This is a genomic window from Actinomyces sp. 594, assembly GCF_019325145.1.
Lineage (GTDB): Bacteria > Actinomycetota > Actinomycetes > Actinomycetales > Actinomycetaceae > Actinomyces.
This window is the reverse complement of the sequence record NZ_PIZC01000010.1, coordinates 15690-38243: the sequence shown is the minus strand read 5'-3', so window position 1 is coordinate 38243 and position 22554 is coordinate 15690. Positions and strand designations below refer to the sequence as shown.

General features: G+C 72.4%; 18 protein-coding genes. 6 read left to right on the top strand and 12 right to left on the bottom strand.

Annotated features, from left to right (window positions below):
• Positions 1-79: 79 nt before the first annotated feature.
• From hemC to GZ998_RS01175, 3 genes are read right to left on the bottom strand one after another with little or no spacing between them, the layout of a single operon-like run.
• Entirely contained in the window at positions 80-1303 is a 1224-nt protein-coding gene (gene hemC / locus GZ998_RS01185; RefSeq protein WP_219108483.1) for a hydroxymethylbilane synthase, read from the bottom strand.
• Positions 1300-3024 (bottom strand): NAD(P)/FAD-dependent oxidoreductase, encoded by a 1725-nt coding sequence (locus GZ998_RS01180; protein WP_306823025.1) that lies wholly within the window; start codon positions 3022-3024, stop codon positions 1300-1302. Before GZ998_RS01180 ends, hemC begins: the two co-directional genes overlap by 4 nt.
• A complete protein-coding gene (locus tag GZ998_RS01175) occupies positions 3021-4412 on the bottom strand; it encodes a uroporphyrinogen decarboxylase family protein (protein WP_374939135.1) in 1392 nt (463 codons plus the stop codon). The genes GZ998_RS01180 and GZ998_RS01175 overlap by 4 nt, the downstream gene beginning before the upstream one ends.
• A gap of 257 nt (positions 4413-4669) precedes the next feature.
• Here GZ998_RS01175 and GZ998_RS01170 point away from each other — a divergent pair, with 257 nt between their 5' ends.
• The 6 genes from GZ998_RS01170 (at position 4670) to GZ998_RS01145 (ending at position 13267) form a co-directional block, all read left to right on the top strand.
• Positions 4670-6079 carry a glutamyl-tRNA reductase gene (locus tag GZ998_RS01170; RefSeq protein ID WP_162678773.1) on the top strand — a complete coding sequence of 470 codons (1410 nt, stop codon included), beginning with the start codon at positions 4670-4672 and terminating at the stop codon, positions 6077-6079.
• Positions 6076-7590 carry a ferrochelatase gene (locus GZ998_RS01165; protein WP_219108481.1) on the top strand — a complete coding sequence of 505 codons (1515 nt, stop codon included), beginning with the start codon at positions 6076-6078 and terminating at the stop codon, positions 7588-7590. The genes GZ998_RS01170 and GZ998_RS01165 overlap by 4 nt, the downstream gene beginning before the upstream one ends.
• Before the next feature lie 21 nt (positions 7591-7611).
• Positions 7612-8418: a hydrogen peroxide-dependent heme synthase gene (gene hemQ / locus GZ998_RS01160; RefSeq protein ID WP_219108479.1), complete on the top strand. Its 807-nt coding sequence runs from the start codon at positions 7612-7614 to the stop codon at positions 8416-8418.
• On the top strand, positions 8415-9662 hold the full coding sequence (locus GZ998_RS01155) for a TIGR04053 family radical SAM/SPASM domain-containing protein (RefSeq protein WP_257504900.1): 1248 nt from the start codon (positions 8415-8417) through the stop codon (positions 9660-9662). Before hemQ ends, GZ998_RS01155 begins: the two co-directional genes overlap by 4 nt.
• A gap of 576 nt (positions 9663-10238) precedes the next feature.
• Complete coding sequence (locus tag GZ998_RS01150; RefSeq protein ID WP_162678776.1) at positions 10239-10913, top strand: ATP-binding cassette domain-containing protein; 675 nt, start codon at positions 10239-10241, stop codon at positions 10911-10913.
• A complete protein-coding gene (locus tag GZ998_RS01145; RefSeq protein WP_162678777.1) occupies positions 10910-13267 on the top strand; it encodes a hypothetical protein in 2358 nt (785 codons plus the stop codon). Before GZ998_RS01150 ends, GZ998_RS01145 begins: the two co-directional genes overlap by 4 nt.
• A gap of 130 nt (positions 13268-13397) precedes the next feature.
• On the opposite strand, the gene GZ998_RS01140 is transcribed toward GZ998_RS01145, so the two are convergent.
• The 9 genes from GZ998_RS01140 to GZ998_RS01100 form a co-directional block, all read right to left on the bottom strand.
• Positions 13398-13943: a NifU family protein gene (locus GZ998_RS01140; RefSeq protein WP_161925115.1), complete on the bottom strand. Its 546-nt coding sequence runs from the start codon at positions 13941-13943 to the stop codon at positions 13398-13400.
• A gap of 84 nt (positions 13944-14027) precedes the next feature.
• The gene (locus GZ998_RS01135; protein ID WP_219108477.1) at positions 14028-14663 is read right to left on the bottom strand and encodes a Fic family protein; all 636 of its coding nucleotides are present in this window, start codon (positions 14661-14663) and stop codon (positions 14028-14030) included.
• Positions 14656-14871: a hypothetical protein gene (locus tag GZ998_RS01130; protein WP_103061790.1), complete on the bottom strand. Its 216-nt coding sequence runs from the start codon at positions 14869-14871 to the stop codon at positions 14656-14658. Before GZ998_RS01130 ends, GZ998_RS01135 begins: the two co-directional genes overlap by 8 nt.
• A 321-nt stretch (positions 14872-15192) precedes the next feature.
• Positions 15193-17373, bottom strand: a complete 2181-nt coding sequence (locus tag GZ998_RS01125) for a ferrous iron transporter B (RefSeq protein WP_374939134.1) — start codon at positions 17371-17373, stop codon at positions 15193-15195.
• On the bottom strand, positions 17370-17720 hold the full coding sequence (locus tag GZ998_RS01120) for a FeoA family protein (protein WP_161925112.1): 351 nt from the start codon (positions 17718-17720) through the stop codon (positions 17370-17372). Before GZ998_RS01120 ends, GZ998_RS01125 begins: the two co-directional genes overlap by 4 nt.
• Positions 17721-17885: 165 nt before the next feature.
• Positions 17886-18377, bottom strand: a complete 492-nt coding sequence (locus tag GZ998_RS01115) for an NUDIX domain-containing protein (RefSeq protein ID WP_161925111.1) — start codon at positions 18375-18377, stop codon at positions 17886-17888.
• A 6-nt stretch (positions 18378-18383) separates the two neighbouring features.
• On the bottom strand, positions 18384-19148 hold the full coding sequence (locus tag GZ998_RS01110) for a glutamine amidotransferase (RefSeq protein WP_308807129.1): 765 nt from the start codon (positions 19146-19148) through the stop codon (positions 18384-18386).
• The gene (locus GZ998_RS01105; protein WP_219108475.1) at positions 19145-20617 is read right to left on the bottom strand and encodes a Mur ligase family protein; all 1473 of its coding nucleotides are present in this window, start codon (positions 20615-20617) and stop codon (positions 19145-19147) included. The genes GZ998_RS01110 and GZ998_RS01105 overlap by 4 nt, the downstream gene beginning before the upstream one ends.
• Before the next feature lie 225 nt (positions 20618-20842).
• On the bottom strand, positions 20843-22501 hold the full coding sequence (locus GZ998_RS01100) for a diacylglycerol kinase family protein (protein WP_238994210.1): 1659 nt from the start codon (positions 22499-22501) through the stop codon (positions 20843-20845).
• Between the last annotated feature and the right edge of the window lie 53 nt (positions 22502-22554).

The window sequence follows — 22554 nt, the reverse complement described above, 5'->3', positions numbered from 1 at the left end:
AGCACGCGCCGCCCGGCCAGACGCGCTGCCGCGGAGCCCGCCGCCGCGGAGCCTGCCGCTGTGGTGCCCTCGGCCGGGCTCACGGCGCCTCCCGGCGGCCGCGACCGGGCAGCGCGGCGTGCAGGTCGACCAGATCGGCGGCGCCCGCCTCCAGCAGTGCCTGCGCCACCGCCTCACCGAGCGCGGAGGCGTCCGCCCGGGTCCCGGTCACCGATTCCCGCAGCACGCGCCGCCCGTCGGCGGTCGCGACGACCGCGTCAAGACGCAGCCCGGTGAGCCCCTCCGGTAGCGCGGTAGGCACGGCCACGGCCCCCACCGGCGCGGCGCAGCCCGCCTCCAGGTGACGCATGAGCGCACGTTCGGCGGTTACGGCCGCGTGGGTGAGCGGATCGTCCAGCGCGGATACGGTCGCAGCAAGCGCGGCGGCCAGCCCGGGATCGCGCGGGGCCACCCCGGCGCGCGGAGAGGTATCTGCTCCCGGCCCGCCGACGGGCCGATCCTGCTCGGTTCCCGCCGTGCTCCGCGTCTCCAGGGCCAGCGCACCCTGCGCGGGCGCCGGCACCATGACGGGTGTGCGTGCGGCGGCTGCCGGTGACGCGTCCTGCGCGGACTGGTCCCCGCCCGGGGTCCCCGCCCGGGGGCCGTCCTGAGGCAGCGCCAGCGGCTGGGTGGCATAGTCGTCCAGACCCAGGCGGCGCAGGCCCGCCAGCGCCAGCACCACGGCGTCCAGGTCGGGCTCGCGCACGGCGCCGAGCGGGCCGTCCGCGCCCACCACCGAGCCGACCACGCGGGACAGGCGGGTGGGTACGTTCCCGCGCACGGGCACGACCTGAAGATCCGGTCGCACGGCTAGCAGCTGTGCGGCCCGGCGCGGTGACCCGGTGCCCACGCGCGCACCGGGCGGGAGGTCGGCCAGGCCGACCCCGCCCGCCGTGCACAGGGCGTCGCGCGGGTCCTCCCGCGGCGGAATCGCCGCGATGTGCAGCCCCGGCACCGGCGTGGTGGGCAGGTCCTTGCAGGAGTGCACGGCCAGGTCGCAGCTGCCGTCCAGGAGCGCTTCGCGCAGGGCGGCGGCGAATACCCCCACTCCGCCGAGCCGGGTCAGCGGGGTGGAGTCAACATCGCCGCGGGTACGGATCGGGATGAGCTCCACTTGCAGGTCGGTGCCGATTTGGCGGGAGGCGGCGACGATCGCCCGCGCCACCTGTGAGGACTGGGCAACCGCCAGCGCCGAGCCGCGTGTTCCCAGACGCACGGTCCGCGCCGACGGCGCACCCGCTCCGATGATCGTGCCGCTGCTCATGCAGGTCCCTCCGGTTCCCTATGGCCGCAAGTGCCGTCCGCCGTGACCCGCGGCCTGCCGGTGAGCCCGGCCGCCTGCTCGCGGGCATGGGCGACGACGGCGGCAATGCCCGTTCCGGCTACCCAGGCGCCGGTGACCGCCAGGCCTTCCAGGGGCTCGACCTGGGACTCCAGGCGCCGGGTGCGTTCGCGGTAGGCGGGCGTCACCGGCGGCAGGGTCCCGTCCCAGCGCACCAGCTTGGAGTCGAGCACGTCCTGCTCCCGCAGGCGCACACCCGTAAGCACCTCGACATCGGCCAGCGCGTCCGCCAGTTCCACCTGGGGGCGCGGTTCCCCCGGGCGTCCGTAGGACAGGCGCAGTGCGTGTACCGCATCGGCGGGTGCTCCCGCGGCGCCGGGGCCGTGCAATTGCCGTAGTTGTTCCCCGATCCACGGCCACTTCACCGACAGGTGTGACAGTGCCTTGGCCTTGACGGGCGCTCGTCCGGGTGCGGCCGGTGCCACCAGCAGTCCGGAGCCCACCGGTGCGTCGGCCAGTCCCGGGGCGTGAGCTACCAGGGTGAAACGGGCGATCGGGGAGCCGACCGGAACCGGTACCTGGGTCTCCACCCCGGGTGCTCCTGCCAGCAGCCGGAGTGCTGCCCCCGCTGAACAGGCCAGCACGACTCGTGGCGTGCGCACCACCCACTGCTCCCCGGCCGCCACCGGCTCGTCCGACGGCGTCTTCCCGCGCGCAGTGGGTGCGATCCCCACCTCCCAGGCGCCGGTGGAGTCGGTGCCGCCGGGCCCGGCGGTGCGCGTGGCCGGCTGTAGCCACTGCGCGCCGGTGCGGGTAAGCACCCGGCCGTCGGCAGTCTCGATCGCCTCCCGCAGCGCATCGGTGAGGCGGAACAGGCCGCCCTCGACGGTCACGTCCGCGGCGCCGCCTCCCCGGCGGCGGGCCCGGCGCCGCCCCAGCAGCTCGCCGACGGCGGCCTGCAACGAGCCCAGGCGTGCGGTCGCCTCCCGCAGTCCGGGGGCGACCGTGTCGGCCGCGAGGTCGGCGGGGTCGGCGGTGTGGATTCCCGCCACAATCGGGCGGACCAGGCGCTCCAGGACCGCCTCGCCCATGCGGGTGCGCACGAAGGCGGCCAGGTCGGCCGGGTCTTCGGGGCGGGTGCCCACCGTCCCGTCAAGCTCGGCGTCTCGGGCTGCCCGCAAGGCCCCGGCCCGCCCGACCACGGCCACAACGTCCTCGGCGAGCGGATCGGCCGGGATGCCTAGGAAACCGTCGCGCAGGAAGCGGTGGGCCCGCCAGCCACGGGCCGGATCGGTGGGAGGGGCGTCGGAAGCCGCCTGCGCGGTGCCCGGGCCGGCAGCTGCGCCGTCGCAGTCGGCGGCGTCTGGTGGCGGCGGCAGGAACAGGCGCGCCCCGCCGCCGGAGGGGCCGACCACGCGCAGCCCCAGGGCATCTACCATCTGCGTGATCGCGTCCCCGCGGACGACGAATCCCTCGGCACCCAGGTCCATGCGCACCCCGCCGATGTCTGCGCCGGCAACGAGTCCGCCGGTGTAGCCGCGCGCCTCGACCAGCAGTGGCCGCAGTCCCGCGCGGGCCAGTTCCCAGGCGGCGGCGAGCCCGGCGATCCCGCCGCCCACCACCAGCGCCTCGAGCGGCTCGGCCGGTCCGCCCGCCGGCCCCGGGGACATAGTCCCACCGCCATCGGTCAGCTGCTCGCTCATGCCTCTCCATCCCATCCGGTCAGCGCCGTACGTTCCCAGTCCTGCGACTTGTGCACGCGTGCCACCACCCGGGTGAGCACATTCGGGTCGGTTGACGGGGGTACCCCGTGCCCTAGGTTGAACACGTGCGCGGGCGCCGCCCGGCCCGCCTCCACGCAGGCATCCACCGCAGGTGCGAGCACTTCCCAGGGGGCGGCCAGCAGGGCGGGGTTCAGGTTGCCCTGCACCGGGCGCGCGCCGGCCCCGTCGTCCCGCCCCCCGAGGGCGGTGGCAGCCAGGGCCAGGTCGGTGCACTCGTCCACGCCGACGACGTCGGCCCCGGTGCGGTGCAGCTCGGGCAGCAGGTGCCCGGCCCGGGTGGCGAAGTGAATCACCGGCGCCGGGGCGCCGGTGGTGGGGGACACGGCGTCGCGGGCCACGTCCAGCGCCAGTGCCGAGTAGGGAGCGACCTTCTCGCGGTAGTCGGCTGCGGACAGTGAGCCGGCCCAGGAGTCGAAGAGCTGGACGGCGGCCGCGCCCGCGGCCACCTGCGTGGCCATGAACTGGCCCGTCAGGTGCGCTGCCCAGGTCATCAGCGTGTCCCAGGCGGTCGGGTCGGCGTGCATGAGCGTGCGGGCGGCCAAGTGGTCGCGGGAGGGGCGGCCCTCCGCCAGGTAGGCCACCAGGGTGAACGGTGCCCCGCCGAAGCCGAGCAGCGGGGTCCACTCCGCCTCGCCGCGCGACTGCGCCAGTCCCGCCAGCGCCCGGGCGGACAGGCCGCCGGGGTCGGCTGACGCGCGGGACGGTTCGCCGCGGTTATGGCTGCGGGCGCGGTCCGCCTGCCGTGGTGCGCGTGCGCCGGCACCTGGTTGCCCCGGACCGCCCAGCTCCGCCACAACCGCCCGCACGGCCGCCTGGATCGCGCTCACCCCTGCGGCGCCGTCGAGTGCCCTGCCGTCCGGCCCCGCCCCGGCCCGGTCCGCGTCCCCGTAGTGGTGCGCGGTCAGGCGGCGCACTTGCGCCCAGTCGCGCACGGGGGCGTCCAGCACGGGGCCGGTGCCCGGCTCGATGCGTACCTCCACGCCGGCCAGCCGCAGCGGCACCATGATGTCGGAGAACAGCACGGCGGCATCCACGCCGTGGCGCCGTACCGGTTGCAGCGTCACCTGCGCGGCCGCCTGCGGCCACAGGCACACATCCAACATGGGTGCCCCGGCCCGCTCGCGCAGGGCGCGGTACTCCGGCAGCGAGCGCCCCGCCTGCCGCATGAACCACACGGGTGTACGCCTCGGGCGGCGCCCGGCCAGGGCCTCCAGCAGGGCGGGTCGCCCCGGCTGCGGGGCGCTCAGGCCGGTGGAGCCGCCGCTCCCGGCCGGGTGGTCCGCCCCGCCGGAATTCTGCACGGAAATACTCACGAAATAGTCCTCGTCCTGGTGGTCCCGGTTGAAATGACATGACGTGGCGTCGCCGGAAAGCGCCGTCCGAACATTGTGCCGCCTCGCCCAGAACCCTTCGCTCAGTGACTGGTTTAGCCTGCAATACCGCTGGCTACCAGTCATGTGACGCAGTGTCGTAAAACTAATCTGACGCAGTGTCGGAATAGTTGAGGGCGGTGCCGGTGATAATTGTGCCCCGACCGGCATCCAATGCTTGACTACCACTCGCCGTGACTATCCATCTGCTCTCCGCCGACCACCGCACCCAGGGCCTCGACGCGGTCGCCCGCCTGGGTGCAACCGCCGCGCACCTCGGCCCGGACCTCATGCGCGCCCTCCCACAGCTGCGGGGCGCGATCGTCCTGGGGACCTGCAACCGCCTGGCGCTGCTACTGGACGCACCGCAGGCCCTCCCGGCCGACGCCCTGCGTCACGACGTCACCGGCTTCCTGGCCCGGCGTGCGGGCCTGCGCCCCGCCGCCGAGGCGCTCGCCGGCACGCACCCCGGGGCCGGACGGCATTGGGCCGACGCGGGCCCGGTTGCGGCGGAACCCGTCGAACTGACCGCCTGGAGCGGAAACGCTGCCGTCAATGAGTTGTTCGCCACCGCCGCCGGGCTGGAGTCCATGGTTGTGGGCGAGCGCGAGATCGCCGGCCAGCTACGTCGTGCCATGCGGGTTGCCACCGAGGAAGACACTCTCTCAACCGATCTGTCCCGCGCCGTCGAGCACGCCTCCACCGCCTCCCGCCGCGTCGCCCACGAGACCGGCCTGGCGGGCAATGGCCGCTCCGTCGTGGGGGTCGGCGTAGACCTGGCTGCCCGTCACCTGCCGCCCCTTGAGGGCGTGCGGACCCTGATCGTCGGTACCGGGGCCTATGCGGGCGCCACCGTCACCGCCCTGCGTCGGCGCGGGGTCATCGACATCTCCGTCTACTCCCGCTCGGACCGGGCCGCCGCCTTCGCCGTCGGCCGCGGACTCAGGGCGATTGACGACGTCGCCCTGCCCGATGCACTGGCGGGAGCCGACCTGGTCATCACCTGCCGGGGCCTGGGCGCCCCGGTGCTGACCCGCGAGCTCGTGGCCCCGGCCGCTGCCGAGCGGGCAGCAGGCCCCGCGCGGCCGCACGCCGGGACCCACCTCCGCCCCCTGGTGATCCTTGACCTTGCGCTCACCCGTGATGTGGAAAGGGCCGTCGGCTCCATGCCCGGGGTGCGGCTGATCGACCTGCCCAGCGTGCAGCGATCCGTGCCCGCGGCCGAGGCCCGCCAGGTGCAGGCCGCGCGCGCCATTGTGGATGAGGAGACCGCCCTGTTCGAGCGCATGCTGTCCGGGCGGCGCATGGATCCGGTGGTTTGCAGCCTGCGCGGGCATGTGGCGGAACTCGTCGAGGAGGAGGTTGCCCGCCTGCGCGTGCGTGACGGCCAGGTGGACGCCGGCGACGCCGCCCGCGCCCTGCACCACCTGGCGGCCCGCATGCTGCACCATCCCACTGTTGCCGCCCGTGCCGCCGCCGAGGCCGGGCGCGGCCAGGACTACCTCGACGCCCTCGACCTGCTGCTGGGCGTGGAGATCGCCGCCGACCTGCGCGCCGCGGTTGCCCCGGCCACAACCACCCCGGCCCCGGGAGGAGCCCAATGACCCCTCAGGCCAGGTCCGTGACAGCCTCCGGCCCCGCCTCCGCCGCCGACCCGCTGGCTCCCTACGACGCCGTCCTGCTGCTGTCCTACGGCGGCCCCGAGGGCCCCGACGACGTGCTCCCCTTCATGCGCAACGCCACCGCGGGCCGGGGCGTGCCCGACTCCCGGCTGCGCGAGGTCTCCGGCCACTACGGCCGCTGGAATGGCGTCTCCCCGATCAACGCCCGCAACGCCGAGCTACTGGCGGCGCTGCGCGATGAGCTGGCCGCCCGCGGGAGCCGGGTGCCGGTGGTGATCGGCAACCGCAACTGGCACCCCTTCGTCTCCGAGGCCCTGCGCGAGCTCGCCGACGCCGGCGCCCGCCGCGTCCTGGCCATCACCACCGCCGCCTACGCCTCCTACTCCGGCTGCCGCCAGTACCGAGAGGACGTCGCCGGCGCGCAGGAGCTCCTGGCCGACGGCGCCGACGGAGTCACCGGGCGCGGCTGGGAGGCGGACGCCGCCGCCCGCGTGGGTGGCGCCGGGGGCGCGCCGGTGGAGCTGGTGGTGGATAAGACCCGTCCCTTCTACAACACCCCGGGCATGCTCGCCGCCAACACCGACGCCATCGTCGCCGCCTTCAACCAGCTGGTGGCCGACGGTGTGAGCGCCGACGGCATCCGGTTGGTGCTGGTCACGCACTCCATCCCCGAGTCCATGGAGCGGCTGTCCGCGCCCACCGCCGAGGAACGCGCCGGCTCGGGAGGGGCTGGAGAGCTCTCCTCGGGCGCGGAAAGTGCTGACTCGGTTGGAATTGGGCCGCGGACCGTAACCGGAAGGGTGGGGGAGGCCCCCGAAGGCGTGGTGGGGCTGGCGGGAGCGCCGCGAGGAACGAGCGGCGCGGATGGTAGCCGAGGGGGCCTCCCCAGTCCCCCCTCGCGAGAACTCGGACTCTCCGCACAGGAACCCGGTGTCGCCGCGGACCTGTCCACCGAGATCTCCTACGTCGCCCAGCACGAGCGCCTGGCCGAGGTGCTCCTGCCCGCCGTCGCCGCCCGCCTGGGCCGCCGCCCACAGGCGGACCTGGTCTACTGCTCCCGCTCCGGCCCGCCGCAGGCCCGCTGGCTGGAACCGGACGTGAACGACCACCTTCAGGCCCTGGCCGCCGGGCACCTGACCGACGGGCGGCCCGTGGACGTGCCGACGGGCGTCGTCGTCGCCCCCATCGGATTCGTCGCCGACCACATGGAGGTCGTCTTCGACCTGGACACCGAGGCTCGTGAGACCGCCGAGCACCTCGGCCTGCCCTACGTGCGCGCGGCCACGGCCGGCACCCACCCCGCCTTCGTCGCCTCGCTCGCCGACGTGCTCGCCGAGCGGGCCGCCGTCGCCCGGGGCGAGGACGTGCGCCCGCACTCCACCACCGGCACCGGCCCCTTCCACACCGTCTGCCCGCCCACCTGCTGCAGGCCCGCCACCCGACCCGCCGGGCACCCGGGCGGAAGCCACCCCCAGACCACTACCCACCAGTAACCCCGACCAAGGAGATTCCCCATGAGCGAGCACGACAGCGCCCACCCCGACGCCGACTCGGGCCAGGACGCCCCCCGCCTGCACCGCTTCGACGACGAGGAGCGCCGCCCCCACCGCGACCCCCGCGATGCCGCCGAGGTCGACTTCGACGCCGTCAACGACAACAACCACTACGCCCTGTTCGCCGTCTACCGGCTGACGGCGCCGCTGCCGCCGCTGGAGGACACGCGCCGTCGGCTGGTAGGGGAGTCCACCCACTTCATCGACGTCTCCGATGTGACCACGCGCGGCTGGTACGACGTGTCGGGCTTCCGCTCCGATGCGGACCTGATGGTCTGGTGGCTCGACGACGACCCGGAGAAGCTGCAGGACGCCAACCACCGCCTGCGTGCCAGCGCCCTGGGACGCTACCTGGAGCCGGTGTGGTCCTGCATGGGCCTGCACACGCCCGCCGAGTTCAACCGCAAGCACATCCCCGCCTGCTTCGGCGGCGTGGCGCCGCGCGACTGGTGCATGGTCTACCCCTTCGTGCGCAGCTACGACTGGTACCTGCTGGAGCCCGAGGAGCGCTCGCGGATCATGGCCGCCCACGGCCGCAACGGCTTCTCCAAGTACCCCGATGTCAAGGGCTCCACGCTCGCCGCCTTCGGCATGAGCGACTACGAGTGGGTGCTCGGCTTCGAGGCCGACACCCTGGACCGCCTGGAGGGCGTCATCCACCACCAGCGCTACACGGAGGCCCGCCTGCACGTGCGCGTGGACACCCCCTTCTACACCGGCTGCCGCGTCAGCCCCCACGAGTGGGCCGAACGCCAGCCCCGCGCATGACCGCCGCCACGCACCCCCGCACCGCGCGGCCGGTGCGCATGCAACGCCACGACCCGGCGCAGCGCCCCATGCTGGTGACCTGGGAGTCCACGCGGGCCTGCCAGTTGGCCTGCCGCCACTGCCGGGCCGTCTCCCGGCCCCTGCGCGACCCCCGGGAGCTGACCACCGCGGAGGCCAAGGCGCTGATGGACGAGGCCGCCTCCTTCGGCAAGCCGGCGGTCATCTTCATCATCACCGGCGGGGACTGCTTCGAGCGCCCCGATCTGGCCGAGCTGGTCGCCTACGGCACGAGCCTGGGCCTGCACATGGCGGTGTCGCCGTCGGGCACGGACAAGCTGAACAAGGACTCCCTCGCCCGCATCCAGGACGCGGGTGTGGGCGTGATCTCCCTGTCGCTCGACGGCGCCACCGCCGCCACCCACGACGCCTTCCGGGGCGTGGAGCGCACCTTCGACCGCACCGTCGCCGGCTGGCGGGCGGCCCGCGAGCTGGGCATGAAGGTGCAGATCAACTCCGTCGTCGCCCGCCACAACGTCCACGAGCTACCCGACATCGCCGCACTCGTGCGCGAGTACGGGGCGATGACCTGGTCCGGGTTCCTGCTGGTGCCCACGGGCCGCGGGGTGGACTTGGGCAGCCTGGACGCCGCCGAGATCGAGGACGTGCTCAACATCTTCTACGACATGGGCGAGGCGGTGCCCGCCAAGACCACCGAGGGGCACCACTTCCGGCGCGTCTCCCTGCAGCGCTACGCGCTGGCGCAGCGGGGCATCGAGGGCGAGGACATGATCGCCGCCATGCACCTGGGGCCGCTGTACCGCAGCCTGCGGGAGCGGATCGTGGAGCTGGGGCTGGACCACGGGGAGCGGCGGCGTCGGCCCCCGATCACCGTCTCCAGCGGCAACGGCTTCATGTTCATCTCCCACATCGGCGACGTCACCCCCTCCGGCTTCCTGGAGAAGAGCGCCGGCAACGTGCGCGAGGCCTCCCTGACGGAGATCTACCGCAACAGCGAGGTCTTCACCGGGGTGCGGGACACCTCCCGGCTCAAGGGAAAGTGCGGGGCGTGCGAGTACAACCGCGTGTGCGGCGGCTCGCGGGCGCGGGCCTTCAACACCACCGGGGATCTGCACGCGGAGGAGCCCCTGTGCGCCTACCAGCCCGGCTCCTTCCCCTACCCCGAGGACGTGAAGGCACTGCTGAGCGCGCCCGCGCGTCCGGGACGACCGGGCGCAGGCGGCTGAGTACACCGTTGCTGCTGATGCTGCGCGGGGCGTAAGGGGTCTTGGCAAAAGCTGGTTAGGAGCGACCGACCCTGATCGTTATGTCATCGTTGTATGCAAATGTTGAATACCGTCTGTGGCGGGGGTTACACTTATCTTAGCTCCGTTGACAACGGAGCTTGTCTCACTGACTAGTCCTTGACCTTTGTGGGGTCAGTTGAAAGAGGTTGATTGCCATGGTGAAGTCAAGTCCAGCTTTGCGAGGTGTGCTCTCAGTCGCGTTGGCAGGGTTGTTGACTGTAGGCGGGTTTGCCGCAGTTGTTCCGAGTGCAGGAGCGTTGTCTGGGAACTGTGCTGCCTGGCTGGAAACCACCGTTGGGTCAACCCGTGCCGCTGGTTACTGCTCTTACTTGGGAAGTGACACGAAGGCGCGGGTGACTCTTGATCTCTCTAATGGGCCGGATTTTCATTCATCGTGGTTTACGAGGACCTACGTAACCTACAGGACCCCCTACTTCATGACAAATCCCAACAGCCCAGTGTGGCCTCGCAGTGCGCGTGTTGATCAGGCGCGACGGTAATTTGAACCGTGACGCGATGTCTGAGTGTCAAAATGCCATTCTCGACCGCGTGGGCTTCGCCTACGGCGGCACACGCGAGCGCATCATCTACCGGGGCGTCACCTGTCGACTAGTGGCCGGGCGGCTGCATGCGGTGATGGGCCCTTCGGGTTCGGGCAAGACCACCCTCTTCCGCCTGATCACCGGCGACCTCAAGCCGAATTCGGGAACGATCGAGCTGACGGGCACCGGCGGTGCCCGGCGCGTGTCCCAGGTCTACCAGGACTACCGGCTGGTCCCGTATCTGACCGCGGTCGAGAACGTGAAGCTGGCCCAGGAGTTCGCCTCCGCGGGTGGCGGCGTCGGTACCTTCCCCGACGCCGCCGCACTGCTGGGCAGACTGGGCCTGGCCGGGCAGGCCAACGCCGCAGTGGGCAGCCTCTCGGGCGGCGAGCAGCAGCGAGTGGCCATCGCCCGCGCACTGGCCACCGCCCCGCAGGTCCTGCTCGCCGACGAGCCGACCGGCGCGGTCGACGAGCAGGCCACCCGGGAGATCGCCCAGCGCTTCGCCGAACTGGCCCACGATGACGGCCTGCTGGTGCTGGTGGCCACGCATGACCCGGTGGTGGCCGGATACGCCGACGTGGTGCTGCGCATCCACGACCACGACCTCGTGGCCGAGCCGTCCACGGCGGGCGGTGCCCAGCGGTGACCCGCCTGCAGTTGAGGGTGATCACCGGGTCGGTACGTGCGCGTCCGGGACTGTTCACCGCGGCACTGCTGCTGTCCGGCGTGCTGGCTCTGTTCGGTGCTCTGCTGCTGTGCGGCAGGGCCACGTTCCTGGCCACGGCGGAGGCCGGGGCGCGCGCCGAATTCGGCGGCTACCGCTACCAGGTCAGCGGCGACAGCGACGAGCTGTCCGCGCGCATGCACACGCTGGCCGGCGACGGTCAGGCGGTGGCGGTGCTGCGCGCCAGCGCGGCCCTGAGCGGGCCGCGGGGTGCCTCTGATGCGCAGGTGTCCGTGCTGAGCGGCCCCTCCCGCACCGGCATGCTCGCGGAGGGCGAGTACCCGCGCGCCGACGGCGAGGCCTCCATCTCCGCTGAGGTAGCCCGGCGCACGGGCCTGAGCGTGGGCGACCGCCTGGAATTGACTTCGGAGGATCTTCCCGAAGGCACAGCCGAGTACACGGTTACAGGCATTACCCGCAATCCCGCCGCCCCGGACGAGCTCACGGCCGTCGCGGTATCCGGTGAGGTTATGGGGGGCGATGCCGGTGCGGCGATCTTCTCCTGGCTCAGTGACGCCGACCCGTGCGAACAGATCGGGGTGGGTAAGCAGTGTGGTAGCGGTGCGGTAACGGTAGCTGGGGTCGACTATGCCGTGAACTCCACCGTGCAGGAGGTAAGCTCCCGGCAACTGGCCGGGTTTCCGGTGCTGCTGGCGCTACTGCTGCTGAGCGCCGGCGCCGCCTGCGGCGCCGCCCTGGCCGCGGATCGGCCCCATGCCGGTCGCGTCGCCGAGGCGCTGCGGGCCGCGGGGGCGACGCCACGTCGCGCAGCGGTGCTGGCCGGCGCGGGCATGCCGCTGACGCTGCTTGTGGGCAGCGTTCTCGGGATCATCGCCGCCCAGGTGGCACTCGGCCTCGGGCACGCAGCGATCGGCTCCGCGCTGGGGCAGTACTGGGACGGCTACCGCCCGGCACTGTGGCAGAGCGGGGGCCTGATCCTGGCCTGGCTGCTGCTCGCCGCCGCGGTGGGGGCACTGCCGGGCCGGCTGCGCCGCTGGTCGGCCGACACCCGGGGCGCGGCCTGGCACCTGCGCCCCGCCTACGGGATGGCGCTGGGCGCCGCTGGCGTGGTCGCGGCGGTGGCGCTCGTGTACCTGCGCGTCGCCGAGCCCCACCGCGTGCTGACCGGCCACATCCTGGGTGTGATCGTGGGGGCGCTGGCGGCCCCGGTGCTGCTGCTCAGCCTGCCGTGGCTGCGGCGCACGCCCACCGCGGGCACGGCCGTGCGCCACTGCCTCACAGTGGCACTGCCCGTGCTCATGGCAACCATGATGTTCACCGGCTTCGCCGCCTTCTACAGTGCGAGCCTCCACTTTGGTCTCACGAACGGGACCGATGGGCGAGAGGATCAGACGCTGACGGTGCAGGGACTGACCATCCAGGACGTCGCCGTGCTCACCGCCGCGTACCCGCAGGCCATGGAGTCGGCCCTGGTATTCACCGAGTTGCGCGAGGAGCAGCGGCAGCCGCGGGTGGCCCCGGTGGGAGAGTCGGACTGCACCGACGCCATGTGCTTCACCGCCCTGGGGCTGATTGCCCTCGCGCCTGAGGATGGGCCCGCCTCCGCGCTGGCCGGCACGGCGGCAGCCGAGTTATTGGGCGGGGGTGCCGAAGACAGGGCGACGCGCGTCTTCTTCACTCCGGCCACGGGCCAGGTGGAGGAGACCGCCGAGGTGACGGGGCTGTCTGCGTCGAGCCTGCTGGACATCCAGTGGCTGCCCGACGTGGTGCTCGCCGCCGACGACCCGCAGGTCGAGGCGCTGGGGCTGGAGCCATCTAACAGGCGCACGATCCACCTGCCGGAATTCGGCTCCCTGCCCGAAGACCAGCGCGACGCCTTCCGCAGCGACGTCATCACCCGGGCCGGCTACGCCTTCGTGATCGAGCCGGACTCCCCGGAACGGCGCCAGCTGACGCGACAGGCCCTCGCCCTGCCGATTGCGGCGAGCCTGGTGGCGGTGATCGGCCAGGGGCTCGCGGCGATCACCTTCCTGGGGCGGCTGCGGTCCGTGCGCCTGCAGGCGCGGGACTACGGCGTCGGCAGGCGCGGCCAGTGCGCCCTGGCGGCGCCGCTGGGCCTGAGCGTGGTGGCGTGCACGACCGTGGCGGCTCTGCTCGGCCGCTTCGGGGCGCAACCGGCGCTGATAATGAACAATCCCCTGGTGACCGGCTCCTTCGGCTGGTGGTGGGCCATCCCCATCGGGGCGTCGGCGGCGGTGGCCGTCGGCCTGCTGCTGGCGGCAGCCCGCACGCCCCGCGGCCAGGGCGACGATTAAGCGGGCGCCTCGCACACGCCTTCCCCATCCATTGCGAGCTTTTGCACCCTGGTGTGCGGGTATTTGCCGTACACCAGGGTGCAAAAGCTCGTAGCAGAGCATGTTGGCGGGTTTTGGCGGGGTGAGCCCGCTAGCTTGCGGACCTCGGCGCCTCGCGCACGCCCGCCAGCCACGGGCAGCGGCGTCGCAGTAGGTGCTCGAAGCGCGCATGCATGGTGATCACGGCCGCCGGGCAGTCCCGGCAGGCGCCCTCCAGGGCCACCTCGACGACGCCGTCGGCTACCGCCCGCACGGTGAAGGAGCCGCCGTGGGCCGCGGCGATCGCCCCCACCGGCCCGGCCGCGATCTCCCGGGCCGCCGCCTCCAGGGCCTCGTCCGGCCCCACCCCGACGGCGCCAGCCGCCGGCTCCCATGACCCGGGTACGCCGAGCGCGTCCACCAGGGCGGTGCGCACCCGGGCGCCGTCGGCCTGCCAACTGTGGCCATCGCCGAGGAGCGTGAGCACCGCCCCGGGCACCGCCTCAATGCCGGCCAGGGTGCCGTCGTCGAGCAGGGCCTGCAGCAGGCGCGGGGCGCGGGCCACTGACCCGGAGAAGCCCAGCAGCCCGTCGGGGATCACCCAACGCAGCACGTCCGGGTCCGGGGTCACCACGGGATGCGTGGGGACGACGCCCATGGCGGCTCCTTTCGGTGGCTTGGTGTGTGGCTGGACGATCCTGCCGCGCCGGATCGCTGCGCCCTGGTCTCCCCGCATACGGCCTCACTCCGGCGTAAAGCGCAGGGCGGCGCTGCGTGATGGCGGCAAGAGCCGCATTTGTAGGTAGTTCGACAGTATCTGCTCACCACCAACGCGGAACGCTGCTGACAGACGCGCCTCGCGCAGTTCAGACACGTTCACGTGCTGCCAATCGATAGGGTGACCCGCACGTGTCGCGAGTCGGTCGATGTAGGCACTCTGTGAGCGGGTGTTGCCGTCGCGGAACGGATGACAGAATGTCAGCGTCCCCCAGCGATCCGCGAGCCTGTCAGCAAACTCCTTCTCTGGAAGACCTACCAGATAGTCTTCTTCCGCAAGCCGACCGAACAACGCATCAAGATACGGCTTGTAGAACTCCGATGGTGCGTACTGGAACGGCGTACCGCCCGCCCCAACCTCGTCTCCTACCTTCCGCAGTTCGCCCGCCCAATCCAGCACCGGGCTCATGAAACGCCGATGAATCGAGCGAAGATAATCAAGGTCGAGCCGATCAGGGATCGGTTCAAGCTGGAAAATCGCCCACTCCGCCGAGGCGCTGATGTTCATTGCCCGATCGACACCGGCCTGCGTGATCAACCCAAGCTTGTTGCGGAGTACCCCTCCGCTACCAGGGATCGTGTAACGGTCGTCCTCAGCCACGACCGGTAGCACACTCGTTCGCGCTAAGTCGCGCCAGCGCATCCCGAACTTCTGCGCGCGCCGCCTCCGGCGACAGCTCGCCCGTCAGGATCCGGCGCGCGCGCCCCATGTCTTCGGCATCCGGGAAGTGACCGGCGAGCTGCTGGCCCTTCTCGATCAACGCGAGCGACTGCTCAACATCAACAATCGGAACGGTCCTTACAACCATCTCGAGGCTCCTCTCCTGCGCCCAGGCTACCGTCATGAGTACAAGGGGCAAAGGATGGGTCCGGGCAGTTGCGGTGCGGCGGATGCACACGGCATGGCCGCGCCCGCCGAACCGATCTCGGCATGTAACTTCTACCGCTCTCAGTACGTGACTTCTACCGGTCTCGGTGAGGGGCGGGGCGGGGCCGGAGGCGCCGGGTCCGGGGTCACCACGGGATGCGTGGGGACAACGCCCATAGCGGCTCCTCTCGGTGGGACGACGTCATATGTGCCGGTTTCGGCGTGTCACAAGTGCCGGTCTCGGTGGTGGAGGGGGAGGCGGTCAGGTCAGGGCGGCGACGACGGCGTGGGCGGCGGCCCCGGCCACCCAGGCCAGCACGAACAGGTAGCCGTAGGCGATCGCCGACCACTTCCAGGTGCCGGTCTCGCGGCGGATCGCCCCGGCGGTGGCCATGCACTGCATGGCGAAGACGAAGAAGGCCAGCACCGCCGCGACCGTCGCCGGGTTGAACAGGGGCTCGCCGGCGTGGGCGACCAGCGTGTCCTCGGTGTAGGTCATGGCCGCCAGCTGCGCGCCCGGCTCCTCCGGGTCCCCGGCGGCGGCGATCTGCCCGAGCGTGGCCACCGCCGTCTCCCGGGCCACCAGGGAGGACATGACCGCCACATTGATCCGCCAGTCGAAGCCCAGCGGCTCGAACACCGGCGCGATCGCCTTGCCGATGGAGGCTGCCAGCGAGGAGTCCATGGTGTAGCTGGTGCGCTGGGCGTCCAGCAGCGCCTGCAGCTCCTCGGGGTCGGTTACGACCGCGCCGTCGTCGTCCAGCACCATGGAGGAGGAGGGGTCGGCCGCGGCGGCGGCGATGGCCGCGCACTCGGCGCTGGCGTCACAGTGGGCGGTGAACTCCGCCTCCGAGCGGGCGGGCACGTTCAGCCCCACCCACACCAGGATGGTGGCCGCGAGGATGATGGTGCCCGCCTTCTTCAGGAAGCCCTTGCAGGCGTCCCACACCATCAGGGCCACCGTGCGGGCGCGCGGCAGCCGGTAGGGCGGCATCTCCATGTAGAAGGGCAACAGCACGCCGCCGCGGTCGGTCAGGCGCTTGACCACCCGCGCGGCCAGCATGGCGGCCACCGCCCCGGCCAGGTACAGGCCGAACATGATCGTGCCCGCCGCCCCGAAGGGGCCGATGCGCTGCTCGGGGCCGACCAGCAGGGAGATCATGATGATGTAGACGGGCAGGCGCGCCGAGCAGGTCATCAGCGGCGCCGCCAGCATGGTGGCCAGGCGGTCCTTGGCGCTGGGCAGCGTGCGTGTGGCCATGATGCCGGGGATGGCGCAGGCCAGCGAAGACAGCAGGGCCACGAAGGCACGCCCCTCCAACCCCGCCCGGCTCATCACCCGGTCCATGAGGAAGGCCGCGCGCGACATGTAGCCCACGCCCTCCATCAGGGCGATCAGCAGGAACATGATGGCGATCTGCGGCAGGAACACCAGCACTCCACCGACGCCGCCGATCACGCCGTCGGCCAGCAGCCCCGCCAGCAGCGGTGCGGGGCCGTCCAGCCAGGTGTGGACGGCGTCACCCAGGGCCCCGAAGCCGGCCTCGATGGCGTCCTGGAAGGGGGCGGCCCAGGTGAAGATCGCCTGGAAGAAGGTGAACATGACCGCGAAGAACACCAGCGTGCCCCACAGCGGGTGCAGCAGCACCCGGTCGACGGCGGCGGTGCGCGAGTCGGGCACGGGGGCGGTGTAGTCGGCGGCGGCGAGGATCGATTCCACCCAGGAGGTGCGCTCCGGACCGCTGGTCGGAGGCGCGATGGGCGCGCGCGACCAGTCGCGCCAGGAGGTGAGTGTGCGGCGCAGCTGCGGGATGCCGGTGGCCCGGTTGCCGATGACCCGCACCGCGGGCACGCCGAGCGCCGCGCCCAGGGCCTCGACGTCGAGCCTGCCGCCGCGGCGGGTCAGCTCGTCGGTCATGGTGACTGCGATGGCGGTGGGCAGGCCCAGGGCCAGGGCCTGGGCGACGAAGCCCAGGGAGCGGGACAGGGTGGTGGCGTCTACGACCACCAGCAGCGCATCGGGCTGGGCGACGCCGTCGCAGTGGCCGGTCAGGACGTCGTACACGACCCGCTCGTCGGGGCTGATGGGCTCCAGCGAGTAGGCGCCCGGCAGGTCCTCCAGGGCGAGGGTGAGCGGGTCGGTGCCGGTCTCGGCGGCGGAGAGCTCCAGGGCGCCCAGTGAGCGGGAGACCGTGACGCCCGGATAGTTGCCGGTCTTGGCGCGCAGGCCGGTGAGCGTGTTGTAGATGGAGGTCTTGCCCGCGTTAGGGGCGCCCGCTAGGGCGATGCGGGCGGCGGCGTTGGCCGGGGCGGAGGACGCGGAACCGTGGGCGGTGCAGCCGTCGTGGCAGGAGGGCTCGTGGCAGGCGGGCATTTCTGCGGGGGCGCCGACGGCGATCGTCGTCCTGCCCGCGGCGGTGCCGGTCTGGACGGTGGTGCTCATACTGCGGCCTCCGGTACGGCGGCCACCGGCGGGGCCGAGTCAGGTGAGGCGGATGCTGCCCGGGCGGGTGCCACAACCGCAACGGATACCAGGGCGGCGTCCTGGTGGCGCAGGCTGATCTCATAGTCCGCCACGTGGTAGACGGTCGGATCGCCCAGCGGTGCGCGGCGGCCCACCTCGATCATGCGTCCGGGCTCGAAGCCGAGGTCGGCCAGGCGCCGGGACAGTGCTTCCCCGCGATCGGCGGATACGGCGGTGATGCGGGCGCGCGTGCCGCGAGGCAGGGTGGCCAGGGGGACGGCGGCGGGCCGAGATGATGTTGTGCTGGCCGTGGTAGGTGCGGCCATGTCTGACTCCTTGGTCCTGGTGACGCTCACGGTGCGGGTCAGTTAGGTGTCGAGCAGGCACTGGCGCCCACCCGCCGGGATAAAGATAGGCTGCGGTAAGCATCAGCGGAAATTAATGTGGGCAGCGCCATATCTGATGCTCCGGTGGGTGCGCCGCAGCGCCCGTCACTGAAAGCGTGCACCCGCGGACGGGTCGGCCAGCCACGCCAGGGCGGCGTCGATCCGCCCCGGGGTGGAGGCGACCAGCGGGGTCGGCAGCGCGTCCGGCGCGAACCAGCCCACCGCCGTCGACTCCTCGTCGGCCACATGCGCCCCGGCCACCGCGGCGGCATCCGCCCGGGCGACGAAGGTGACGTCCATGAACACGCAGCGGTCGCCGTTGGCAAACACATGCGGCTCCCCGGTGGCCACCCCGGCCACCCCGACGATATCGGGGTCGACGCCGGTCTCCTCCAGGCACTCGCGCCGGGCCGCGGCCGCGGGCTGCTCGCCGGGCTCGGGGATGCCGGAGACCACCGCCCAGGCGCCGTTGTCGGAGCGCCGCCCCAGCAGCAGCCGCCCATCCGGGGCCACCACCACCACGCTGACGCCGGGCAGCCACAGCTGCTCGTGCCCGATCTTCTTGCGCAGCTCGATAATGAACTCAGGTGTGGCCACCGCGCGTCACCTCGGCCGGGCGGCGGCGACGTTGCTGGCGCGGCGGGCGTCGGCGTCGTCGATCGGCAGCGGATCCCAGGTGCCACCGCGCAGTTCCACCGCGTGCTGCAGCAGCCAGTCGGCCACCGCGGGGTTCTTCGGCAGGAGCGGACCGTGCAGGTAGGTTCCGATCACGTGCTTGAACCGGGCGCCCTCCGCGCCGTCCTTGCCGTTGTTGCCGGCGCCGGAGCGTACCGTGCCCAGGGGTTCGGCGCGGGGGCCGAGCGTGGTCAGCCCGGAGTGGTTCTCATAGCCGACCACCCGGCCGAATTCGGGGGAGTCCAGCACGATGTTGCCGATCAGCCGCCCCGGCCCGGCCACCGTCTGCGCATCCAGCAGCCCGATCCCGGGGATTTCGGAGCCCTCACCGGTGACGAAGCGATGCCCGAACAGCTGGTACAGGCCGCAGATGACCAGCATGGGTACGCCGTCGTCCGCCCACTGACGCAGGCGCGGGCCGATCTGGACCAGGTCCTCCTTGATGCGCTCCTGCCCGGAGTCCTGGCCGCCGCCGCCCAGCACCAGGTCCACCTCCTGCGGCAGCTCGTCACCGGGGTTGTATGCGAAGCGCTCGACGTCGTAGCCGTGCCACTGACCGCGGCGGGCCAGGGTGAGCAGGTTCCCCCAGTCCCCGTAGATGTTCATATCCCGCGGGTACAGCTGCAGCACGCGGATGCGGCCGCGGGCGGGGCCGTTGCCGGCATGGGGGTAGGTGGTGGGGGCGGTGCTCACTTCATGACCTCCTCGACTTCGGTCAGCTGCCCGAGGCGGGCGCGCAGCGCCAGCATGGCGGTGTAGCTGGTGTAGACGCGCATGGGGCGGTCCTCCGCGGCGGCCCGCTCACGCAGGGCATCCAGGGCGGCCGCCAGATCCGGTTCGACGACGCCTACGGGTACCTCGTCGTAGCGCAGCCGCAGCGCCATGTCCCATGCGCGCACCCCGGTGACGACGGCGACCCCGGCCCGCTTGAGGGAGGTGAAGTCCACGTCCCACAGCCAGGACATGTCACGGCCGTCGGCGTACTCATCGTTGATGGCGATCATGATCAGCTCGTCGGCGGACGTGGGGGAGGACGGGCTGCCGGGGCCGGCGTCCACGGTATCCGTCCGACTGGTGGCGTCGGCCTGGGCGGTGGGTGCGGAGAGCAGGCTCATGCGGAAGCCGGCCGGGTTCTTCACCAGGGACAGCTGCACCGGGCGACCGTCCAGGGTGATGACCTCGCCCCGGCCGAAGGCGGGGCGGATCTCGGACAGGGTCGTCAGCAGGCGGGGCAGGTCGGCCCGGTCGCCGAGCACCTCGAGCACCAGGGCGAGGGCGGCGCAGGCGTTGAGGACGTTGTGGATGCCCGGGATGGCGAAGGAGCCCCGGTGCTCGGCGCCGTCAACCTCAATGGTGGCCTCGTTGCCGGCCAGCGCCATCAGGCGCACGCGCGGGGCCGGGCAGGGGGAGCCGGGGGCGTCCTGGTCGGCAGCGGGCTCGGCTGCGTCGTCGGCGAGCGTCCCGGGCGCGGAGGCGGACTCGGGCACGCCGCCGTCGTCGGGTTCGCCGTCGGCGGGGGCGGCAGCCTGCTCGGTGCGCAGGTCGTCGTCGGACAGGAACACCGAGCGCAGGGCGGGGCCGACCCCGAAGGCGGCGGTGCGGGCGGACACGCCCTCCAGGAAGCGCTCGCCGTTCAGGCGCGGGTCGTCGGCGTTGACCACCACCACGTCGCGCGTGGCCAGGGCGGCCTTGCGCAGCAGGGAGGCCGTGTAGTCGATCTCGCCGAAGCGGTCCAGCTGGTCGCGCATGACGTTGAGCACGAGGGCGGCCCGCGGCTTAACGGCGCGGACGAAGTGGACGGCGTGCGCCTCGTCGAGCTCCAGGACGGCGACGTCGGCGTCCAGGTGGCCGGCGGCGTCGACCTCGGTGAGCAGGGCCGCCAGCACGCCGCGCACGAAGTTGGAGCCGGTGCGGTTGGTGAAGACCTTCAGGCCCTGGTCGCGCAGCAGCTGCACCACCATCTTGGTGGTGGTGGTCTTGCCGTTCGTGCCGGAGACCAGCACCACCCCGTGTGGCAGCCGGTCCAGGGTGCGGGCGAGGAAGCCGGGGTCGGTGCGCTCCATGACCAGGCCGGGGAAGGCGGTGCCGCCGGAGCCGCCTCCGCGTAGACGGGCCAGGGTGCGGGCCGTACGGCCCAGTGCGACGGTGAGTCGTGAACGCATGGGGCTCCTGCCTGTGGTCGACGGCGGATCGCCCCAGTCTAGATGAGTGCCTCTGCCTTGGCGGTATGGGGTGGTGGTGGGCGCGTATGGGATTGCGGCTTCGCAGTCCACGACCTTGGGGTGTAGTCCACGACCTTGGGGTACATTGCACGACCGTCCTGGGGTCGTGGAGTGTACCCGGGGGTCGTGAAACGCGGAGGCGTTACTTGTGCCGGTCTCGGTGCGTTACTTGTGCCGGTCTCGGCGAGGGGCGGTGGTGGTGGGCGGGACGACGACGCGTAGGGCACCGGGCTCGACCTCGGCCACCAGTCTCCGGGTGCGGCCCACGGGGTCGCCGTCGAGCTCGAAGGGAACCGGCTCGGGCGTGGTCAGGGTCAGGCGGCGGGCCTGGTGGTGGCTGACGCCGTCCACGTCCTGGCCGATCAGCAGGCCCGCGCCGACCTTGGCCCAGTCGGTGATCCGGTTGGGGCCGGTGAGCAGCAGGTCTACGCGGCCGTCGTCGGGGACGGCCTGCGGGAAGATCGTCATGCCGCCGGTGATCGTGCCGACGTTGCCCAGCAGCGCCATGACCACCCGGTGCTCGGCAGGCGTGCCGGGGGCGTCCGCGTGCCCGGGGGCGTCGTCGAGCGCCACGTCGACGGCGAAGGGGTGCGGTACGGCGTTCTGCACGGCGGCCACCACGTAGGCGCCGGAGCGGATCACCCTCTTCAGGTCGTCGCTGGTGTCCGCCATGATGCGGGCGTCCAGGCCGAGGCCGGCCATGACCACGAAGCGCTCGGTGCCGCCGTCCCAGGTGCAGCGCACGACGTCTATGGCGCGAGCGGTGCCGGACAGGGCCAGGCGCAGTGCGGCGTCGGTGTCGAGCGGTACCTGCAGGTTGCGGGCCAGCAGGTTGCCGGTGCCGGTGGGCAGCAGCGCCATGGGGACCCCGCTGCCCGCGAGTTCGCTGGATACGGCGCGCACGGTGCCGTCTCCGCCCGCGGCCAGCACCAGGTCGACGCCGGCGGCCAGGGCGCGGCGGGTCTGCTCGTGGCCGGCGTCGTCGGGGGCGGTCTCCAGCCAGAGGGTGGGCTGCCAGCCGGCGGCCAGCACCTCGGACTCCACGCGCCGACGCAGTAGGGACAGGTCATCGAACTTGGTGGGGTTGTAGACGATGGCGGCGCGCTTGTCCACGGTGGCGGACGGCAGGCCGATATGCGCCCATGACGCCAGGATCTCCTCGGTACCGCCCACGCTCAGGGCGAGGTTGGCGACGGTGGCGCCAAGCAGCACCCCGCCGACCAGGTCGGATATGGATTGCAGGCCCATGGCCCACTGGCTTGCGCAGGTGACGGCGACGGCGAGAATCCCCGCCACCCGCCACAGGCGGATTTGTGAGGTGGGGCGCCGTCGGGCCCGGGTGAGGGTGACCAGGACCCAGGCGGCTACGGTCATGGCGACGGCGTGCCCGGCCGGGTAGGCGAAGCCGCGGTAGGACAGGGAGTCGGCGAAGGCGGAGGAGGGGCGGGCGTGGTCGATCCAGGTGGCGATGCCGACTTGCAGCGGCAGGCCGAGCAGGGAGGTGACTAGGGCGGTGGCCAGGCGCCGCATGCGCTGCTGGTAGGCGACGACGGCGGCCACGGCGATGGCCGTGTAGATCAGCAGCGGGTGGGTGAGCAGGGAGACCGCCTCGAGCACCTGCCCCCGGCCCGAGCGCGGCGGCAGCACGGGCACCGTCAGGGCGGCGTCGAGGCGGTCGGTGTAACCGGCGCGAACCAGAACCGTCCAGGCGACGAAGACCAGCGCCCCCAGGATCCAGGCGCCGTAACCGAGTTCCCAACGGCGGCGTAGGCGGCGGGTGACGCCTGAGAGCCGGTCAATCAAGGTGCCGGGAGGGGCGGACAAGGGGCTCCTAAGGGTGCGGTGGCTCGTGGGCGGTGCTGCGACGGCGGCGGTGT